The following is a 17,072-nucleotide window of genomic DNA, read 5'->3' on the forward strand; positions in this document are numbered from 1 at the left end:
GCGTCACGGGTGGGCCTCGTCGCAACGATTCCGCACCCGAACGCTTCCCCGCCCGGCAACGGCCCCGAACGACCTTCTTTACGACGCCGCCCGTGATGAAGGAGACGTTTTCAGATGAGGCAGTACGCCCGCCGCTTTGCCGGCCCCCTGCTCGTGTTCGCCGTCGGCGCCGGTCTCGTGGCCGCGCCCTCCGCGGCGTTCGCGGCCGGGGCCACGGTCACGGTCGACGTGCGCAGCACGCTCAAGGTGCGTTCCGCGCCGTCGCTGGCCGCCAAGGTCGTGGGTTCGCTGCGCGACAACCAGCGGGTCACCGCGGTCTGCGCGATCACCGGGCAGAACGTGCGGGGCTCGGTGCGCACCACCGCCCAGTGGGACAAGCTCAGCACCGGCGGGTACATCACTCACGCCTACGTGAGTGTCAACTCCGGCGACCTGCCGCGCTGCGTGACCGCGTCGCCGCAGGCCGCGGCGGTGAAGGCCAAGCCGGGCACGAAGCCCGCGACCTCGAAGTTCAGGACGGGCACGGTCAAGAGCGCCGACGGCAAGGTCAACATCCGGACCGGCCCGTCGACCGCCGCGCCGGTCAAGCGCGTGGTCACCACGGGCGCCAAGGTCAACGGGGTCTGCTACGTGCAGGGCACCAAGGTCGTGGGCACGGTCCGCTCCACGACCCAGTGGAACCGCCTCTCCGACGGCACGTACATCTCGCACGCGTACGTCGTGACGCCCGCCCTGTCGGTCTGCCCGGGCGCCCCGGCCACCACGCCGTCCACCCCGGGTGTCGCGCTGACGCCGGAGCAGTTCATCAAGGCGGCAGTGCCCGGCGCCCAGCAGGGCTGGCGTGAGTACGGCGTGCCCGCGTCGGTCACCATCGCCCAGGCGATCCTGGAGTCGGGCTGGGGCCGCAGCGGCCTGTCGACCGTCGACCGCAACTACTTCGGCATCAAGTGTCAGAGCGGCCGGTTCGGCACGCTGGCCAGCGGCTGCCACGACTACCGCACCCAGGAGTGCACCAAGGCCGGCGAGTGCTTCTCGACGGTGGCCAGCTTCCGCACGTACGCCTCGATGGGGCACTCGTTCCGCGACCACGGCAACTTCCTGCGGGTGAACCCCCGCTACGCCGGCGCCTTCAACTACACGACGCAGGCCAACAGCTTCATCTGGAAGGTGTGGAAGGCCGGCTACGCCACCGACCCGAACTACTACACCAAGGTCACCACCCTGATGGCGTCGCAGAACCTCTACCAGTACGACATCTGGAAGTAAGCGGGTTTCGCTCGCCCCCGTCGGCCGAACCGGGCCGACGGGGGCGTTTTGCGTCTTATGCTCATTTCGGTGAAGCGACGGGAGCACTCTGCCGGTCCGGTGTTCTCCGGTGTCGTGCTCGTCGTCGGCCTCTCCGTCGTGGTCTCGGTCTACGCCGGGCTGCGGTCGACGCAGCGCGAGAACGCCGAGCGCGTGATGGATCAGCGCACCGCCGTGGCCGCGGCCGCCGTGCGCACCGAGACCGAGCGCTACCGGTCGCTGGTCGAGACCACGGCTGCCGGGTTCCGCACCAACGACGCGCTGACCTGGGAGGACTTCGACACCGCGACCGCGCCGCTGGCCTCGGCCGACCTGATCGGCGCGGCTTACCTGGCGTTCGTCGTGCCGGCCACCCAGGCGCAGATCCCCGCGCTGGAAGGGGTGTGGCGCGCGCGTGGGGCCGACGGGCTGCGGCTGCGGCCGGTGGGCGCGGGCGAGGAGCACTACTTCACGATCTTCACCCGTACGCTCAACTCCGCCGGACGTCCGATGGACGGGCTCGACCTGGCGGCCGCGCCCGAGGCGGCCTCGGCCCTGACCGACTCGCGGCGGGTCGGGCAGCCCAGCGTCTCCGACACGTACGTGTTGCTGCGCGACCGCAACCTGCCGGCCGCCCAGCAGCAGCGCTCCTTCGTCTTCGCCGCGCCGATCTGGAGCCAGGCCAACCACCCCGAGTTCCGCGGCTGGATCGTGCTCGGCCTGCGCGGCCAGGACTTCCTCTCCGGCGTGCTGGCCACCGTCAGCCAGGGCCAGCTCGACGGCGAGCTGCTGGCCACCGGCCGCGACGGCGCCCGGCCGGTGGTCGCCCAGTACACCGTGCCGGGCTCGCCCGACCTGCGCCGGACCGCCGACCTCGTGGTGGCCGACCGGGGGTGGACGCTGATCACCCGGGCCGACGCCTCGCACCTGCCCGGCGCGTCCAGCACCCTCCCGCTGACCCTGCTGCTCACCGGCTGCGCCATGGTCGTGCTGCTCGCCGGCCTGGTCTACGTGCTGGCCACCGGGCGCGCGCGGGCGCTGGCCGGGGTGCATGCGGCCACCGCCGAGCTGCGCGCGGCCGAGGCCGAGAGCCGCCGCCAGGCCGGGCTGCTCGGCGCGATCATGGCCAGCATCAGCGACCCCGTCGGCGTGGTCGACGCGAACGGCGCCTTCCTGCTGCACAACCCGGCCGCGCGGGCCATGCTCGGGGTGGCCGCCGACGAGGACGACCCGCAGGCCTGGCAACGTCATTACGGCCTGTATCGGCCGGACGGGCGCACCCCGTTCCCGGTCGACGAGATGCCGCTGATCCGCGCCCTGCGCGGCGAACCGTGCGACGGCGTCGAGATGATCGTGCGCAACGAGCGCAGGCCCGAGGGCATCCTGGTCAGCGTCGACGGCCGCCCGCTGGACCCGAGCGCCGGGCAGCCGGGCGCGGTTGCCGTCTTCCACGACATCACCGACCTGCGCCGTTACGAGAACGACCTGGCCGTGTTCGCGGGCGTGGTCGCGCATGACCTCAAGGCCCCGCTGACCGTGATCCGCGGGCACTGCGAGGTCGCCCGCGAGGACCTCGACGAGGCCCCGGACGAGGTGCGCGGCAGCCTGGACCGGATCATCCTGGCCGTCGACCGGATGGCCACCCTGATCGACACGTTGCTGGCCTACACGACCGCTCGCGACGCGCCGCTGCGCACCCGCCGGGTCGACCTGGGCGCGCTGGTGGCCGAGGTGGTGCACGACCGTACGGCCCACCTGCGCGAGAACGACCGGCCGCGGATCAACGTCGGCCCGCTGCCCGCGGTCACCGCCGACCCGGCGATGCTGCGCCACGTGCTGGACAACCTGATCGGCAACGCCCTGAAGTACGTGCGCCCGGGCTCCGCCCCGCACGTCGACGTCACCGGCGACGTCACCGGCGACGTGCCCGGCGAGCAGTGGGCGCGGGTCGAGGTGGCCGACCGGGGGATCGGCATCCCCGACGCCGACAAGTCCGACATCTTCGACAGCTTCCACCGGGCGCACGCCGAGGCCGGGTACGCCGGGACCGGCCTGGGTCTGGCCATCTGCAAACGCATCGTGGACCGCCACGGCGGCGAGATCGGCGTGACCGACAACCCCGGCGGTGGCACCCGCTTCAGCTTCACCCTGCCCGCATCCGAGGAGGAGACGACCATGAAGAAGACCGACGAGGCCGCCGCCCAGGCGGCCCTGGAGCGGGCGCTGGCCGAGCGCGCCGCCATCGAGAACTCGCGGTTGCCGGGCCTGAGCGCCCTGCCCGCGGCCGAGCCCTCGTCGCACGACCCGGCCTCGGCCCGCCTGCGCGCTCCCGTGCCCGACCACCACCCGGCGTCGCCCGCCGGAGCGGAGTGAGAGCGGTGGCAGGATGGGAGTCATGACGATTCCCGCCCTGCCGCTGGCCGGCTCCTCCGTCTCGATGCCGCTGCTCGGCTTCGGCACCTGGCAGCTGCGCGGCGACTCCGCCTACCAGGCGGTCCGGGACGCGCTCGAGGCCGGCTACCGCCACCTCGACACCGCGACCATGTACGGCAACGAGGCCGAGGTCGGCCGGGCCCTGCGCGATTCCGGCGTGCCCCGCGACGAGGTCTTCGTGACCACCAAGCTGCCGCCCGAGCGGGCCGGTGACGAGCGCGCCACGATCGACGCCTCGCTGCGCGACCTGGGTCTCGACGCGATCGACCTGTGGCTGATCCACTGGCCGCCGTCGCGGGGCCGCTCGGTGAAGACGTGGCGCGAGTTCGTCAAGGCCCGCGACGAGGGCCTGACCCGGGCGATCGGCGTCAGCAACTACGGCCCCGACGAGATCGACCAGCTGTCCGACGAGACCGGTGAGCGGCCCGCGGTCAACCAGATCCGCTTCGGCCCGGCCCTCTACGACGCGGGCCTCGTCGCCGCCCACCGCGAGCGTGGCGTGGTGCTCGAGGGCTACTCGCCGTTCAAGACCACCAACCTGCACGACCCGGCCCTGACCGGGATCGCCTCGGCCCACGGCGTCGACCCGGCCCGCGTGGTCCTGCGCTGGCACATCCAGCACGAGATCGTCGTCATCCCCAAGTCGGCCACCCCGGAACGCATCGCCCGCAACGCCGACCTCGACGGCTTCGAGCTCACCCCCGACGAGATGACCACGATCGACGCCCTGGGGCGGCGTTAATCACCAGGCGTTTGCGGCGTGATCCGCCTATTCTTGCTGCGCGATGTCGACAACACCCGAACTCCGTAAACGCCTGGCCGACCTGCTTCCCCGTGACAGTCACCGCCTCGGGCGGCGGCTCGAGGGCACCCGCCGCATCAAGGACGAGGCCGCCCGGGCGGCCGCGCTCGCCGAGATCGAAGCCGAGATGGACCGGGCCGCCGAGCGGTTCGCCGCGCGCCTGGCCGGTGTCCCGGCCATCAGCTATCCGGAGTCGTTGCCGGTCAGCCAGCGCAAGGACGACATCGCCGCGGCCATTCGCGACCATCAGGTGGTCGTCGTGGCGGGCGAGACCGGGTCGGGCAAGACGACCCAGATCCCCAAGATCTGCATGGAGCTGGGGCGGGGCGTCCGGGGGCAGATCGGCCACACCCAGCCCCGCCGGATCGCCGCCCGCACGGTCGCCGAGCGCATCGCCGAGGAGGTCGGGCGCCCGCTGGGCACGACTGTCGGTTACAAGGTGCGCTTCACCGACCAGGCCGGCGACGACACCATGGTCAAGGTGATGACGGACGGCATCCTGCTGGCCGAGATCCAGACCGACCGCAACCTGCTCCGGTACGACACGCTGATCATCGACGAGGCCCACGAGCGCAGCCTCAACATCGACTTCATCCTGGGCTATCTGCGCGAACTGCTGCCGCGCCGCCCCGACCTCAAGCTGATCATCACCTCGGCCACGATCGAGACCGAGCGCTTCGCGTCGCACTTCGCCGACCAGGCAGGCAAGCCCGCGCCGGTGATCGAGGTGTCCGGCCGGACGTTCCCGGTGGAGACCCGATATCGGCCGCTCGTCACCCAGGCCGAGGACGACACCGAGGAGCCGATGGACCAGGTCGACGGCATCGCCGAGGCGGTCGACGAGCTGGGCCGCGAGGGCGACGGCGACATCCTCGTGTTCCTCTCCGGCGAGCGCGAGATCCGCGACACCGCCGACGCGCTGGCCAAACGCAACCTCAGAAACACCGACATCGTCCCCTTGTACGGCCGGCTCTCCGCGGCCGAGCAGCACAAGGTGTTCGAGCGGCACTCGCAGCGCCGGGTCGTGCTGGCCACCAACGTGGCCGAGACCTCGCTGACCGTGCCCGGCATCCGTTACGTCATCGACCCCGGCACGGCCCGGATCAGCCGCTACTCCCACCGGCTCAAGGTGCAGCGGCTGCCCATCGAGCCGGTCTCGCAGGCCAGCGCCAACCAGCGCAAGGGCCGCTGCGGCCGGGTCGCCGACGGCATCTGCATCCGGCTCTACTCGGAGGAGGACTTCGAGGGCCGCCCCGAGTTCACCGAGCCCGAGATCCTGCGCACCAACCTGGCCAGCGTCATCCTGCAGATGACCAACCTGGGCCTGGGCGACCTGGCGAAGTTCCCGTTCATCGACCCGCCGGACCGCCGCAACATCACCGACGGCGTGAAGCTCCTGGAGGAGCTGGGCGCGCTCGACACCCGCAAGCTCACCCCGCTCGGCCGTCAGCTGGCCCAGCTTCCGGTCGACCCGCGGCTGGCCCGCATGGTCATCGAGGCCGACCGGCAGGAGTGCGTGGCCGAGGTGATGGTGATCGCGGCCGCGCTGTCCATCCAGGATCCGCGCGAACGTCCGACCGAGAAGCAGCAGCAGGCCGACGAGAAGCACGCCCGGTTCACCGACAAGGAATCGGACTTCTTCAGCTACCTCAACCTGTGGCGCTATCTGCGCGAGAAGCAGCAGGAGCTGTCGGGCAACCAGTTCCGCCGCCTGTGCCGCAACGAATTCCTCAACTACCTGCGCGTACGGGAATGGCAGGACATCTACGCGCAGCTGCGCCAGGTCGCCCGGACGCTCAATCTCTCCGTCACCGAGGATCGTGAGGAGGTCGCGGCCGGGCCGAACGTGCACACCGCGCTGCTCTCCGGCCTGCTTTCGCACATCGGGCTCAAAGAAGGCGACAAGCGCGAATACCTGGGCGCCCGCGGGGCCAAGTTCGCGATCTTCCCGGGCTCGGCGTTGTTCAAGAAGCAGCCGCGCTGGGTGATGTCGGCCGAGCTCGTCGAGACCAGCCGCCTGTGGGGCCGGGTCAACGCCCGCATCGAGCCCGAGTGGGCCGAGAAACTCGCGCCGCACCTGGTGAAACGCTCCTACTCGGAGCCGCACTGGGAGAAGAAGCAGGGCGCCGTCATGGCGTACGAGAAGGTGACCCTCTACGGCCTGCCGATCGTGCCCCGCCGCAAGGTGCTCTACTCCAAGGTCGACCCGGTGGTGTCGCGCGAGCTGTTCATCAGGCACGCGCTCGTCGAGGGCGACTGGGACACCCACCACAAGTTCTGGGCCGACAACGCCAAGCTGCTGGCCCAGATCGAGGAGATCGAGAACCGGGCCCGCCGGCGCGACATCGCGGTCGACGACGAGACCGTGTACGCGCTCTACGACGCGCGCATCCCGGCCGACGTGGTGTCGCAACGCCACTTCGACGCCTGGTGGAAGAAGGCCCGGCGCGACGATCCGGAGCTGCTCACCTTCACGCGCGAGCTGCTGGTCAACTCCGGGCGCGACTCGGTCGACCCCAACGCCTACCCGGACGCCTGGCTCGCGGGTGGGGTCCGGCTTTCCCTCTCGTACGAGTTCGAGCCGAACACCCAGGCCGACGGTGTCACCGTGACCGTGCCGCTGCCGCTGCTCAACAAGCTCGACCCGGAGGACTTCGTCTGGTCGGTGCCCGGCTTCCGCAAGGACGTCGTGATCGCGCTGATCCGGGCCCTGCCCAAGGCCTTGCGCACCAACTTCGTGCCCGTGCCGGACTGGGCCGAGGCCGTGCTGGACCGGGTGCCGGCTCGGCGCGGCCCGCTGCCCGACGCGATCGGCAACGAGCTGCGCCGGCTCACCGGCACGATCGTCCCGCGCGACGCCTGGCGACCCGACCAGGTGCCCGACCACCTGCGGGTCAACTTCCGCGTCGTCGACGAGAACGAGAAGGTGCTGGGGGAGGGGCGCGACCTCGAGGTGCTGCGCCGCTCGCTCGCGCCCAAGGTGCAGCAGACGATCTCCAAGGCCGCCGGCGACATCGAGCGCCGCGGCATCACCACCAACGACTTCGGGCAGCTGCCGCGCCGGGTCCGCCAGATGCGCGGCGGCTACGAGGTCAACGTCTTCCCGGCGCTGGTCGACGAGGGTGAGAGCGTCGCGATCAAGGTCTTCGAGTCCGAGGCCGAGCAGCGGACGGCCATGGTCGCGGGCACGCGCAAGCTGCTCCTGCTGACCCTGCCGCCGGCCGCGCGCTACCTGCAGGGCCGGCTCGACAACAAGGCCAAACTCGAGCTCTCACGCGGCAACCCGTATCGGTCGATCGCGGATCTGCTCGACGACTGTGCCGGCGCGGCGGTCGACAAGCTGGTCACCGACGCGGGCGGCCCGGTGTGGTCGTCGATCGAGTTCGCCTCGCTGCGTGACGCCGTACGGCAGGATCTGGTCGACGCCGTGGCGAACGTGGTCACGCAGGTGCGGCAGGTGCTGGCGACCGCGTACGACATCGACCAGCGGCTCGGCTCGACCCGCAACCCGGCCCTGGTGGCCGCCCTGGCCGACATCCGGCAGCAGCTCAAGGGTCTGGTGCACGCCGGGTTCGTGACCGAGACGGGCTGGCGGCAGCTGCACCACCTGCCCCGCTACCTGCGCGGCATCGTCTACCGGCTCGACCGGCTGGGTGGCAACCTGGCCCGCGACCGGCAGCTGATGGCCCAGCTCCACGAGATCGAGACGGAGTATCGGGAGCTCAGGTCGGAGCTGCCGGCCGGCACGGAAGGCCTGAGCGAGATCCGGTGGATGATCGAGGAATTGCGGATCAACCTCTTCGCCCAATCGTTGGGTACCGCCTATCCGATATCGGACAAACGGATCTTCAAGGCGATGGACCAGCTCCCGGCGTAGCACGCTCGTTGAGGCTCGGGTGCCGTTCGGTTACCCCCCTCGCGTGGGGCTCCGGCAGGCCCTAGCGTTCTCGCCATGACGAACGAATTCCTCGCCTTCGCCCCGATTTCTCCGCTCGTTCCGGCCTCCCCGGCGACCGGCCTGCTGGACGAGATGATGGCGCGTGTGGGCGTCGACGGAATCGTCGCCGCGCTCGCCGACCCGGGGCTGCTGGCCCTGGTCGACCAGCACACCGCCGCGGTCCGCGACGCCCTCGAGTCGGCCGGCCGCGACGCCGACGCCGAGGGCCTGGCCGGCTACGCCCGCGCGATCGTGGCCGGCGCCCGCCGGATGGGCGTCACGCTGCCGTCGCCGGGCGAGGCGCCCGCGGCGCCGGCCGAGTGGCAGGCCGCCGACTGGCACCTGCTGCGCCTGGTCGCGGTGTGCGCGATCGCCGAGGAGAATGCCGTTCTCTGACCTGGCTCGAGCTGACGGCCCGCTTCGGCGGGCCGTTTCTCGTCGGTGCCCCGCGGTGCGTGCCCCGCCCGTGCGTGCCGCCGCCGAGCGTCCGTCGCCCGCTCTGGCCCACGCCCATTCCGGCCCACGCTCGCTCTGGCCCACGCCTGTTCTGGCCCGCGCCCGTTCCCGCCCTGTCGTTCGTGTCCTTCGTCCGGGCTCGGTCGTTCGTCTCGGGGAACGCCCCGAAACGCCGATACGGTAGATTTGCCGCAAAACGGTCGATACGGGATGGTGGGCTGATGAAGCTCGCTCTCGCGCTCGCCGCTGTTGCCGGTCTGACGCTCCCGGCGGCGCCCGCCCTGGCCGCCGCCACCCCTGACGACCTCCCGCCGTCCGCGACCGCCGCGGCCGATGACGCGGCGGTCGATGACGACTCGGCCTTCGCCGCCGACGACGCTCCGGCCTTCTCGGACGACGACGCTCCGGCCGACGCCGACGCCGACGCCGACGCCGACGCCACCGATGCCACCGCCGACGCCACGGATGCCGCCGACGCCGACGCCACGGATGCCGCCGACGCCGACGACGCGCCTGTCCTGGCCGCGGCCGCGCCCGTTCAGGCCGCCGCTCCCACTGCCGGGCAGCTCGTCGCCAAGTGGACGTTCGACGCCGGCGCCGTCAACGGCCGCGTCGCCGACACCACCGGCCGCGGTCCCGCGCTCACCACCCGTACGGCCGACTCGGGCGCCGTCCGCTACGACACCGCCACCCCGAGCGGTCGCTACGTGACGTTCCCGGCGGCCTGCGCGACCACGGCCCGCACCTGCCCGCGCGCCCTGTTCGAGACGGCCAGCGTGCCCAACCTGAACCCCGGCACCCGGGCGTTCCGCTGGTCGGCCCGCCTGCAGCTGACCAAGGCCCAGATCGTCGGGTCGGCCAACATCATGCAGAAGGGCGTGGCCAAGGCGTCCAGCCAGTGGAAGATGCAGGTCGGCAAGACCAACGGCAAGGCGCAGTGCGCGGTCGTCGGCGCCGGCTCCCCGCAGGTCTACATCGCCCGCTCGTCGGCCACCGTCGCCGACGGCCAGTGGCACAAGGTGCTCTGCCAGCGCAGCGGCACGACCCTGTCGGTGTTCGTCGACGACCAGCCCGCCGGTCAGACCACCATCCCGGCCAGCCTGTCGATCAGCAACACCCTGCCGCTGCGGGTGGGCGGCCCCAACTTCAACACCAAGACCGACATGTACCACGGCCGGCTCGACGACGTGTACGCCGAGCTCGGGTAGTTACCTCCAGGTGCCCTGGGCTCGGAAAAGTGCATTCTTCCGGGTCCGGGGCATCGCCCGTACGGTCGTCGTATGACAGTCACGTTGATCGACCCGCCGGGCCTGCCGCAGATCCCGATCTACCGTCAGGTCTCGGTGGCCACCGGCACCCGCCTGATCCACGTCGCCGGTCAGGTCGCGTGGGACGGCGGGGATTTCGCCACGCAGGTCGAGCAGGCCTACCTCAATGTCGGCACCGCTCTGGCCGCCGCCGGGGCCACCTTCGACGACGTGGTGAAGCTGACCGCCCATGTCGTCGACTGGAAGCCCGGCCTGATGCCGGAACTGCTCGACGGCATCGCCCGCGCCTCGGCCCGGCTGGGCGTCACGATCGCCGCGCCCGCGTCGCTGTTCGGCATCGTGGCCCTCGACGTGCCCGAGCACCTGGTCGAGGTCGAAGCGGTGGCCGTGCTCGACTAGAACCTCTTGCGGGCGGCCTCGATGTGGCCCAGGTAGGTCTGGGTCCAGTCGCACATCCCGTCGACCACCTTGCGCAGGGCCTGGCCGGCCTCGGTGAGCGAGTAGTCGACGCTGGGCGGGACCGTGGGGTGCACGGTCCGCTCGACCAGTCCGTTGCGTTCCAGCGTCCGCAGATTCTGGGTCAGCACCTTGTGGCTGATCCCGCCGACCTCGCGGCGCAGTTCGTTGAAGCGCATCGTGCGCAGCCCGAGAAACTCGATGATCAGCAGCGACCACTTGTTGGCCACGTCGGAGAAGATCTCCCGCGCCAGCGAGTCGGCCCGCGCCAGGTCGGCCTCGGGTGGCAGCGCACCGATCTCGTCCCTGGTCCCCACGGGGTCGATCTTCTCCTACCGGTGCGGGCCGCCCCGACGGAGGGCGGCTTTCTGGTGGCCGCCGCCCCGACGGAGGGCGGCTTCCGCCGGTCGTCTGAGCCCCACCCGACGAGGGCCTGAGACTTTGCGGCGGACGGCAAAGGGAAAGGGCGCCCGGTAGCCGGGCGCCCTTTCCGTGCTGATGGTGGCCTAGCTGCGGCGGAACGCGTAGGAGCGACCGCCCCCGGCGCCGGCGGCGCGGCCCGCGTGGGCCCGCTCGGAGCGTTGCCGGGCTGCCTGCCGCTCGTCGGTGGCGCCGTGGTGCTTGGCGCCGGCGGCGGGCTTGCGGTTGGCCTCGGCGGAGTCGCCCGCCAGGCCGGGGAGCGACGGCATGTCGTCCGGGGTGAGCTGAACCTTGAAACGTTGACCAGGCATACGGACCTCCTGCGGTGGAGCCGGCCGATGATCGGGGTGCGGGTGTGCTCCGGGTGGCCGGCACGATGGTGGCTCCACGACGGACGGATCACGCCGGAGCACCCGGAACCGAGCACAGAAACGGGCCGGATCATCAAGGGATGATGCGGGCCGGAGCATCAGGAGATCATGCGGACGAGGCTAATCGGGCCCCGCCCGCGGCGCTACTGATTTAAAAGCCGCATCCCGGCCGTCAGCATCGCCGTGGCCCTGGGGTAGTCGCGCAGCTGGGCCTGAACCGTCTCCAGGCCGACGCGCAGCGCCACCGTGGGCACGCCCCGGGCCTGCAGCACCTGATGGGTCCAGGTCACGAAGTCGGTGAAGATCGCGGTCTCGCTCACGTAGAGCGCCGCCGCCAGGAAGTCGACGATGTGCGCCATGTCCTCGGCCGTCGAGTCGAGCTGGCGCTGGTTGTAGGTGCGCATCGCGGGATACGCGTCGGTGAGCCGCTGTATGGCCGTGTCGATCAGCTGGGGGCGGTGCCGCACCACGTACGTGTATTCGTCGTCGCCCAGGAACGCCGAGAGCTGCGGGTCCTGGTTGTGCGGGGGCCAGTTGCGGGCCAGCCGCCGTACGGCCTCCTCGGCGCCCGCGGCCCACGCGTCGGCGCCCAGGTGCTGCGCGTACCGCCCGCCGGGCCCGAAACCCCGCCCGCCCGCGATGACCGGGATGCCGGCCGCCTTGCAGGCAGTGATGGCGGCGTGCGCCCGCGGCAGCCGGGTCGCGATCATGCAGCTCAGCGCGACCACGTCGGGCCCGGTCTGGTGCAGGTGGCTGATCAGGTGCGGCCCGGGCACGTTGGCGCCCAGGAAGTCGACCCGCCAGCCGTCCAGCCGCAGCATCTCGGCCAGCATGCGGGTCGGCAGCGCGTGCCATTCGCCGTCGACGCAGGCGATCGTCACCCGGCCGCGGGTGGGGCGCACGTTCGTGCGGGCGGCCAGCGCGGCGAGGGCCCGGTCGCTGATCGCGGTGGCCGCGTGTTCGCGCGCGACGGTCCATTCGTTGACCGCCCACAGCTCACCGACCCGGATCTGGGCGGCGCCGATCAGGTCGACGATGACGCGCTGGGGAGCGGCGCCGCCGTCGAGCAGCTCGTTGACGATCTCGACGGCACCGTATTCGTCGCCCTGGCCGATCAGGTCGAGGAACTCGTCGTGCAGGCCGGGGTCGTCGAGCGAGCGGCGCGAGGCAACGCTCACGACCGGGCCCGCGCGCGCCGCTCGGTGCGGCGGGCGTCGATCGCGAACGGCGACGCGTTGCGGGCGCCGTTGCGCAGGCTGAGCTGGGTGCGGGCGGGGGCGCGGACGGCCAGCATGGCGATGTCGTCCCGGGTGCCGCCGTGCACCCAGTCGCTGACCAGCTGCCGGACGCGTTCGACGGTGGCCACGGCGGGCAGCCCGCGGCACTCGGCCAGCGCCTCGCGCAACCGGGCCTCGCCGAACTGCTCGTTCCCGCCCGGGCCGCCCCGGGCCTCGGTCAGGCCGTCGCTGTAGAGCAGGCACAACTCGCCCGCCGCAAGCTCGACGTCGGCCGGATTGACCACCGTACGCGGGACCGCGCCGATCAGAGTGCCGCTGACCGGCACCTCCTCGACGCTGCCGTCGCTGCGCAGCACGAGCGGCGGCGGATGCCCGCCCGTGGCCAGCGAGAGCTTGACCCGGCCGTGCTCGGCCCGGCTGACCGAGCCCACGACCAGGGTGACGAACCGGTGCTGGCGGCCGGAGTCGAGCAGCGCCTTGTTGAGCACGCGCAGCATCTCGACCGGCGGCGCCTCGACCAGGCGCAACGCGCGCAGCGTCTGGCGCACCTTGCCGGTCAGCACGGCCGCCTCGGGGCCCTTGCCGCACACGTCGCCGAGCGCGATCACCGTGTCGGGGCTCTTGTCGGTCGGGCCGAACACGTCGTAGAAGTCGCCGCCGATGCGCAGCGCCTCACGGGCCGCCTGGTAGGAGCCGACCAGCTCGATGCCCTCGGGCTGCACCAGCTCGGGCGGCAGCAGGTCGGCCTGCAGCACCGCGGTGGTGTCGACCTGCTCGCGGTAGAGCAGCGCGGCCGAGATGGCGGCGCCGGCCCGGGCCGCGAAGATGCGGGCCAGGATCTCGTCCTCGGGGCTGAACGTGGCGTCGTCGCCCCGGCGGGCCAGGATCAGCGCGCCGGCCGGCTCGGCGTTGCCGGGCAGGGGAGTGACCAGCAGCGCCCCGATCGGGCCGAAGCTGCCGGGCAGCAGCCACTCGGGCGCCTGGGACGCGTCGAGCCATTTGCTGGGGATGGGCGGGAACCCGCCGAGCGCCTCGATCAGGCCGGGCACCTGGCTCAGTGACTGCTCGCGGAGCGTGCCCTCCTCCATCATGCCGCCTGCTACGAGCCGCACCCACTGGGACTGGCGGCGGTCGATCGGCAGCACCACCATGGCCGCGTCGGCCAGGTGCGCCACCGCCAGCTCGGCGGTGATCCGCTGGCAGCGGCCCTGGTGCAGCGACGACGACAGGCGGCGGCCGGCCTCGGCCAGGAACGCCGTGCGGGCGCGCTCGGCCCGCAACGCGTCGGCCCGGGCCACCTCGTCGGAGCGATCGCGCAGATACCACCCGTAGTGGGCGGGGCCCAGCGGGCGCCGCTGGCCCTGCAAGTGGCGGCCGTCGTGGACGTCGGTGAAGGAGTCGTCACCGGCGGCCAGGGCGGCGGCCAGGCCGGGCAGCGGCCCGGCCAGCGGGGACATGCCCGCGGTGAGGGCCGGAACCAGGGCCTGGGCCGCGGCGTTGACCATCAGGACGGTGTCGTCGGCGGAGTCGCACAGCAGCACCGCCTCGCTGGCGGCGTCGAGTGCGGCGCGGAGCAGAGCGGGCGCGGGCCCGCCGGTCAGCCTTTCGCCGGCTGCTGCCGACGATTGCGCTGTCATGGTCCCTCCTGACTCTCCCCGCCGAATACGATCTATGCACAGCCTACGTGCATATTGGCGCCGCGGCCGTGCCGAGGTCCGGGCGCGGACGTCTCAGCCGGCCAGGTCGACCACGATCGGGGCGTGATCGCTGGGGCCTTTGCCCTTGCGCGCCTCGCGGTCCACCACCGCGTCTGTCACCCGGTCGGCCACGGCCCCCGAGGCGTACACGAGGTCGATGCGCATCCCCAGGTTCTTGTGAAACATGCCGGCCCGGTAATCCCAATAGGTGAACGGGCGGTCACCCTTGAGAGGCCGGGCCACGATGTCGCGCAGCCCGACGCCGCGTAATCCGGACAGGGCCTCCCGCTCGGGCGCAGTCACGTGGGTGGAGCCGACGAAGACTTTCGGGTCCCAGACGTCGTCATCAGTGGGCGCGACGTTGAAATCGCCGGCCACCACGAGCGGCGCGGCGTCGATGTCGGCGGCGAGAGCACCGCGCAATGCGGACAGCCAGGAAAGCTTGTACGTGTAGTGCGGGTCGTCGGGGGTGCGGCCGTTCGGCACGTAGATCGAATAGAACCGGATACCGCCGGCCAGGGCGCTGATCGCGCGTGCTTCCGGGTCGGGAAAGCCGGGCTCGCCCGCGAAACCCTTGCGCACGTCGTCGAGCCCCACTCGCGAGAGCAGGGCGACCCCGTTCCAACGGCCCTGTCCGTACGCGGCCACGTCGTACCCGAGATCGGCGACCTCAGCGGTGGGGAAGCCGTCCTCGGCGACCTTGGTCTCCTGCAGGCACAGCAGGTCGGGCTGGGTGGTGTCGAGCCACTCCAGAAGGCGCGGCAGGCGGGCCTTGACCGAGTTGACGTTCCACGTGGCGAAGCGCATCCTCCCAGCCTGCTACATCGGGCCTCGGTGCGCTGCCTGCGAGCCCGCTCAGAAACGGCGCGTCGCGCGGGTGGCGGCCAGCAGGGCCAGGCCCAGGCCCGCCATGAGGACGAGAAGCACCGCGACCAGCCAGACCACAGCTCCGTCGGAGCCGACCAGCGTCGCCATGCTCGCTCCCTTCCATCTGACAGAATAAACCGAGTGTGATCCGCGTTACCGCCGGACCCGTCAGCGAATAATGCCCGAGTCACGCACGCGATGCCAGTCGTGGTGGCAGGTTTGTCAGCATGCGAGTGGACGTGACGCCGGCCCTGCCCGACAGCCTCCTCGACGCGGCCTGGGAGTTCTACCGTGACACGTTCGACGAGCTGCGGGTCCTCGCGGTCAACCGGCACATGCTCTACCGCCACGAGTTCGACGAGCTCATGGCGGACAAGCGCAACGACAAGTTCTTCGTACGGGATGACGAAGGCGTCACCGGGCTCGCCGTGATGACCAGCGACCTGCACGCCGCCCCGTTGATCTCACCCGACTACTTCCGGCACCACTGGCCCGACCTGTACGCCGAGAACCGCCTGTTCTTCGTGCACTTCGTGGGTGTCCGTCCCGGCGGCCGGGGCCGCGGCGTCTTCATCAAGCTGCTGCGGGAGATGTACAAACCGATCGAGGCGGCCGACGGCCTGGTCTTCATCGACGTCTGCACCTACAACGAGGACGTGCACCAGCTGCCCGAAATGATCGGCAAGGTCCTCGACCGGATCGCCGGTTACGCCGTTTCCACCCGCATCGATTCCCAGTCCTTCTGGATGTACGAGTTCCCGAAGGCCCGCGCCGACGCCTGAGGTCAGTCGCGGCGGTTGCGGCCGGCCAGGGCGACGGCCGGCCCGGTGGCGTGCCAGTGCCGCGCGAATTCGGCCGGTGGCACCGCCGGCCCCCACAGCCATCCCTGCCCCCGCGTCACGCCGACCGCGGCCAGGGCGTCCCGCTGCAGCCGGGTCTCCACCCCCTCGGCGATCACCGTGTGCCCCAGCGCGCGGCTCATCGCGACCACGGCCCGCACGATCTCGTCGTCCTCGCGGCTCGACCCCAGGCCGGCCACGAACGAGCGGTCGATCTTGATGCCGGTGACCGGGAACCGGCGCAGGTGACCCAGCGGCGAGTACCCGGTGCCGAAGTCGTCGATCAGCACGTGGCAGCCCAGTTCGCGCAGCTCGAAGAGGACCCGGCCGGCCGCGTCGACCGGCACCGGCTCGCTGATCTCGAACGCCACGCAGCGCGCCGGCACCCCGTACCGGAGCAACTCGGCCGAGACCGTCGAGGGCAGGTGCGGGTCGGTGAGCTGATGGCCGGAAACGTTGATCGACAGGTGGAAGGCGTCGTCCACGGTGCCGTCGGCCCGCCACGTGCCGAGCATGCGCAAAGCCTCCTGGCGTACCCGGTCGCCGACCGCCCCGATCAGCCCGGCCTCCTCGGCGATCGGGATGAACGTGGCCGGCGGGATCGGCCCGCGCTCGGGATGCACCCAGCGTGCCAGTGCCTCGGCGCCCACCGGCACGCCCGTCGCCAGGTCGACGACCGGCTGGTAGGCCACGTTGAGCTGCCCGTCGCCGAGGGCCCGGCGCAGCGCCTCTTCGAGGTCGATCCGTTCGGGGGCGACAGTGCGGTCCGGGTCTTCGGCCGCGTCATGCCTCAGCGCGGCCGTCACCGCGCGGATCAGGAGCGGCACGACGATCACCGCCCCGGCCACCGCTGTCTCCCGCTGCGCCCAGGTCACCTCGCCGAGCACCAGCAGCACGCCGGTCAGCAACGTCGGCGTGGCCGCGAGACCCGCCAACGCGAACGGTTTCCACTCGGTCATCACTGCTCAGTTCGGTGTTTACCGCCCGCGACTGAGCGACAGCCG

General features: G+C 71.6%; 14 protein-coding genes. 8 read left to right on the forward strand and 6 right to left on the reverse strand.

Annotation, left to right across the window (positions count from 1 at the left end):
• Window positions 1–114 precede the first annotated feature (114 nt).
• From gsmA to BKA14_RS02300, 7 genes are all read left to right on the forward strand, one after another.
• Entirely contained in the window at window positions 115–1,266 is a 1,152-nt protein-coding gene (gsmA, locus tag BKA14_RS02270; protein WP_184949274.1) for a sporangiospore maturation cell wall hydrolase GsmA, read from the forward strand.
• Window positions 1,267–1,335: 69 nt separating this feature from the next.
• Window positions 1,336–3,657, forward strand: coding sequence for an ATP-binding protein (locus BKA14_RS02275; protein WP_239092910.1), 2,322 nt, complete (start codon window positions 1,336–1,338; stop codon window positions 3,655–3,657).
• A 22-nt stretch (window positions 3,658–3,679) separates the two neighbouring features.
• Window positions 3,680–4,459: an aldo/keto reductase gene (locus tag BKA14_RS02280; protein ID WP_239092913.1), complete on the forward strand. Its 780-nt coding sequence runs from the start codon at window positions 3,680–3,682 to the stop codon at window positions 4,457–4,459.
• A 43-nt stretch (window positions 4,460–4,502) separates the two neighbouring features.
• The gene (gene hrpA / locus BKA14_RS02285; RefSeq protein WP_184949275.1) at window positions 4,503–8,396 is read left to right on the forward strand and encodes an ATP-dependent RNA helicase HrpA; all 3,894 of its coding nucleotides are present in this window, start codon (window positions 4,503–4,505) and stop codon (window positions 8,394–8,396) included.
• A 75-nt stretch (window positions 8,397–8,471) separates the two neighbouring features.
• Window positions 8,472–8,852, forward strand: a complete 381-nt coding sequence (locus BKA14_RS02290; protein WP_184949276.1) for a DUF6401 family natural product biosynthesis protein — start codon at window positions 8,472–8,474, stop codon at window positions 8,850–8,852.
• A gap of 281 nt (window positions 8,853–9,133) precedes the next feature.
• Complete coding sequence (locus BKA14_RS02295; protein ID WP_184949277.1) at window positions 9,134–10,120, forward strand: LamG-like jellyroll fold domain-containing protein; 987 nt, start codon at window positions 9,134–9,136, stop codon at window positions 10,118–10,120.
• 72 nt (window positions 10,121–10,192) lie between these two features.
• Window positions 10,193–10,579, forward strand: coding sequence for a RidA family protein (locus BKA14_RS02300; RefSeq protein WP_184949278.1), 387 nt, complete (start codon window positions 10,193–10,195; stop codon window positions 10,577–10,579).
• Here BKA14_RS02300 and BKA14_RS02305 read toward each other — a convergent pair.
• The 5 genes from BKA14_RS02305 to BKA14_RS02325 form a co-directional block, all read right to left on the reverse strand.
• Window positions 10,576–10,953 carry a winged helix-turn-helix transcriptional regulator gene (locus tag BKA14_RS02305; protein ID WP_184949279.1) on the reverse strand — a complete coding sequence of 126 codons (378 nt, stop codon included), beginning with the start codon at window positions 10,951–10,953 and terminating at the stop codon, window positions 10,576–10,578. The two genes, BKA14_RS02300 and BKA14_RS02305, sit on opposite strands and share 4 nt — an antisense overlap.
• A gap of 189 nt (window positions 10,954–11,142) precedes the next feature.
• Window positions 11,143–11,367, reverse strand: coding sequence for a hypothetical protein (locus tag BKA14_RS02310; RefSeq protein ID WP_184949280.1), 225 nt, complete (start codon window positions 11,365–11,367; stop codon window positions 11,143–11,145).
• Between the two features lie 203 nt (window positions 11,368–11,570).
• Window positions 11,571–12,605: a cobalamin B12-binding domain-containing protein gene (locus BKA14_RS02315; protein WP_184949281.1), complete on the reverse strand. Its 1,035-nt coding sequence runs from the start codon at window positions 12,603–12,605 to the stop codon at window positions 11,571–11,573.
• Window positions 12,602–14,302, reverse strand: a complete 1,701-nt coding sequence (locus tag BKA14_RS02320) for a PP2C family protein-serine/threonine phosphatase (RefSeq protein WP_184949282.1) — start codon at window positions 14,300–14,302, stop codon at window positions 12,602–12,604. The genes BKA14_RS02315 and BKA14_RS02320 overlap by 4 nt, the downstream gene beginning before the upstream one ends.
• Window positions 14,303–14,395: 93 nt before the next feature.
• Window positions 14,396–15,169, reverse strand: coding sequence for an exodeoxyribonuclease III (locus BKA14_RS02325; RefSeq protein WP_184949283.1), 774 nt, complete (start codon window positions 15,167–15,169; stop codon window positions 14,396–14,398).
• A 287-nt stretch (window positions 15,170–15,456) separates the two neighbouring features.
• Here BKA14_RS02325 and BKA14_RS02330 point away from each other — a divergent pair, with 287 nt between their 5' ends.
• Window positions 15,457–16,011 (forward strand): hypothetical protein, encoded by a 555-nt coding sequence (locus BKA14_RS02330; protein ID WP_184949284.1) that lies wholly within the window; start codon window positions 15,457–15,459, stop codon window positions 16,009–16,011.
• Window positions 16,012–16,013: 2 nt separating this feature from the next.
• Here BKA14_RS02330 and BKA14_RS02335 read toward each other — a convergent pair whose 3' ends face one another.
• Entirely contained in the window at window positions 16,014–17,027 is a 1,014-nt protein-coding gene (locus BKA14_RS02335; protein ID WP_184949285.1) for a putative bifunctional diguanylate cyclase/phosphodiesterase, read from the reverse strand.
• Window positions 17,028–17,072: the final 45 nt, after the last annotated feature.

It is taken from the genome of Paractinoplanes abujensis (assembly GCF_014204895.1).
Lineage (GTDB): Bacteria > Actinomycetota > Actinomycetes > Mycobacteriales > Micromonosporaceae > Actinoplanes > Actinoplanes abujensis.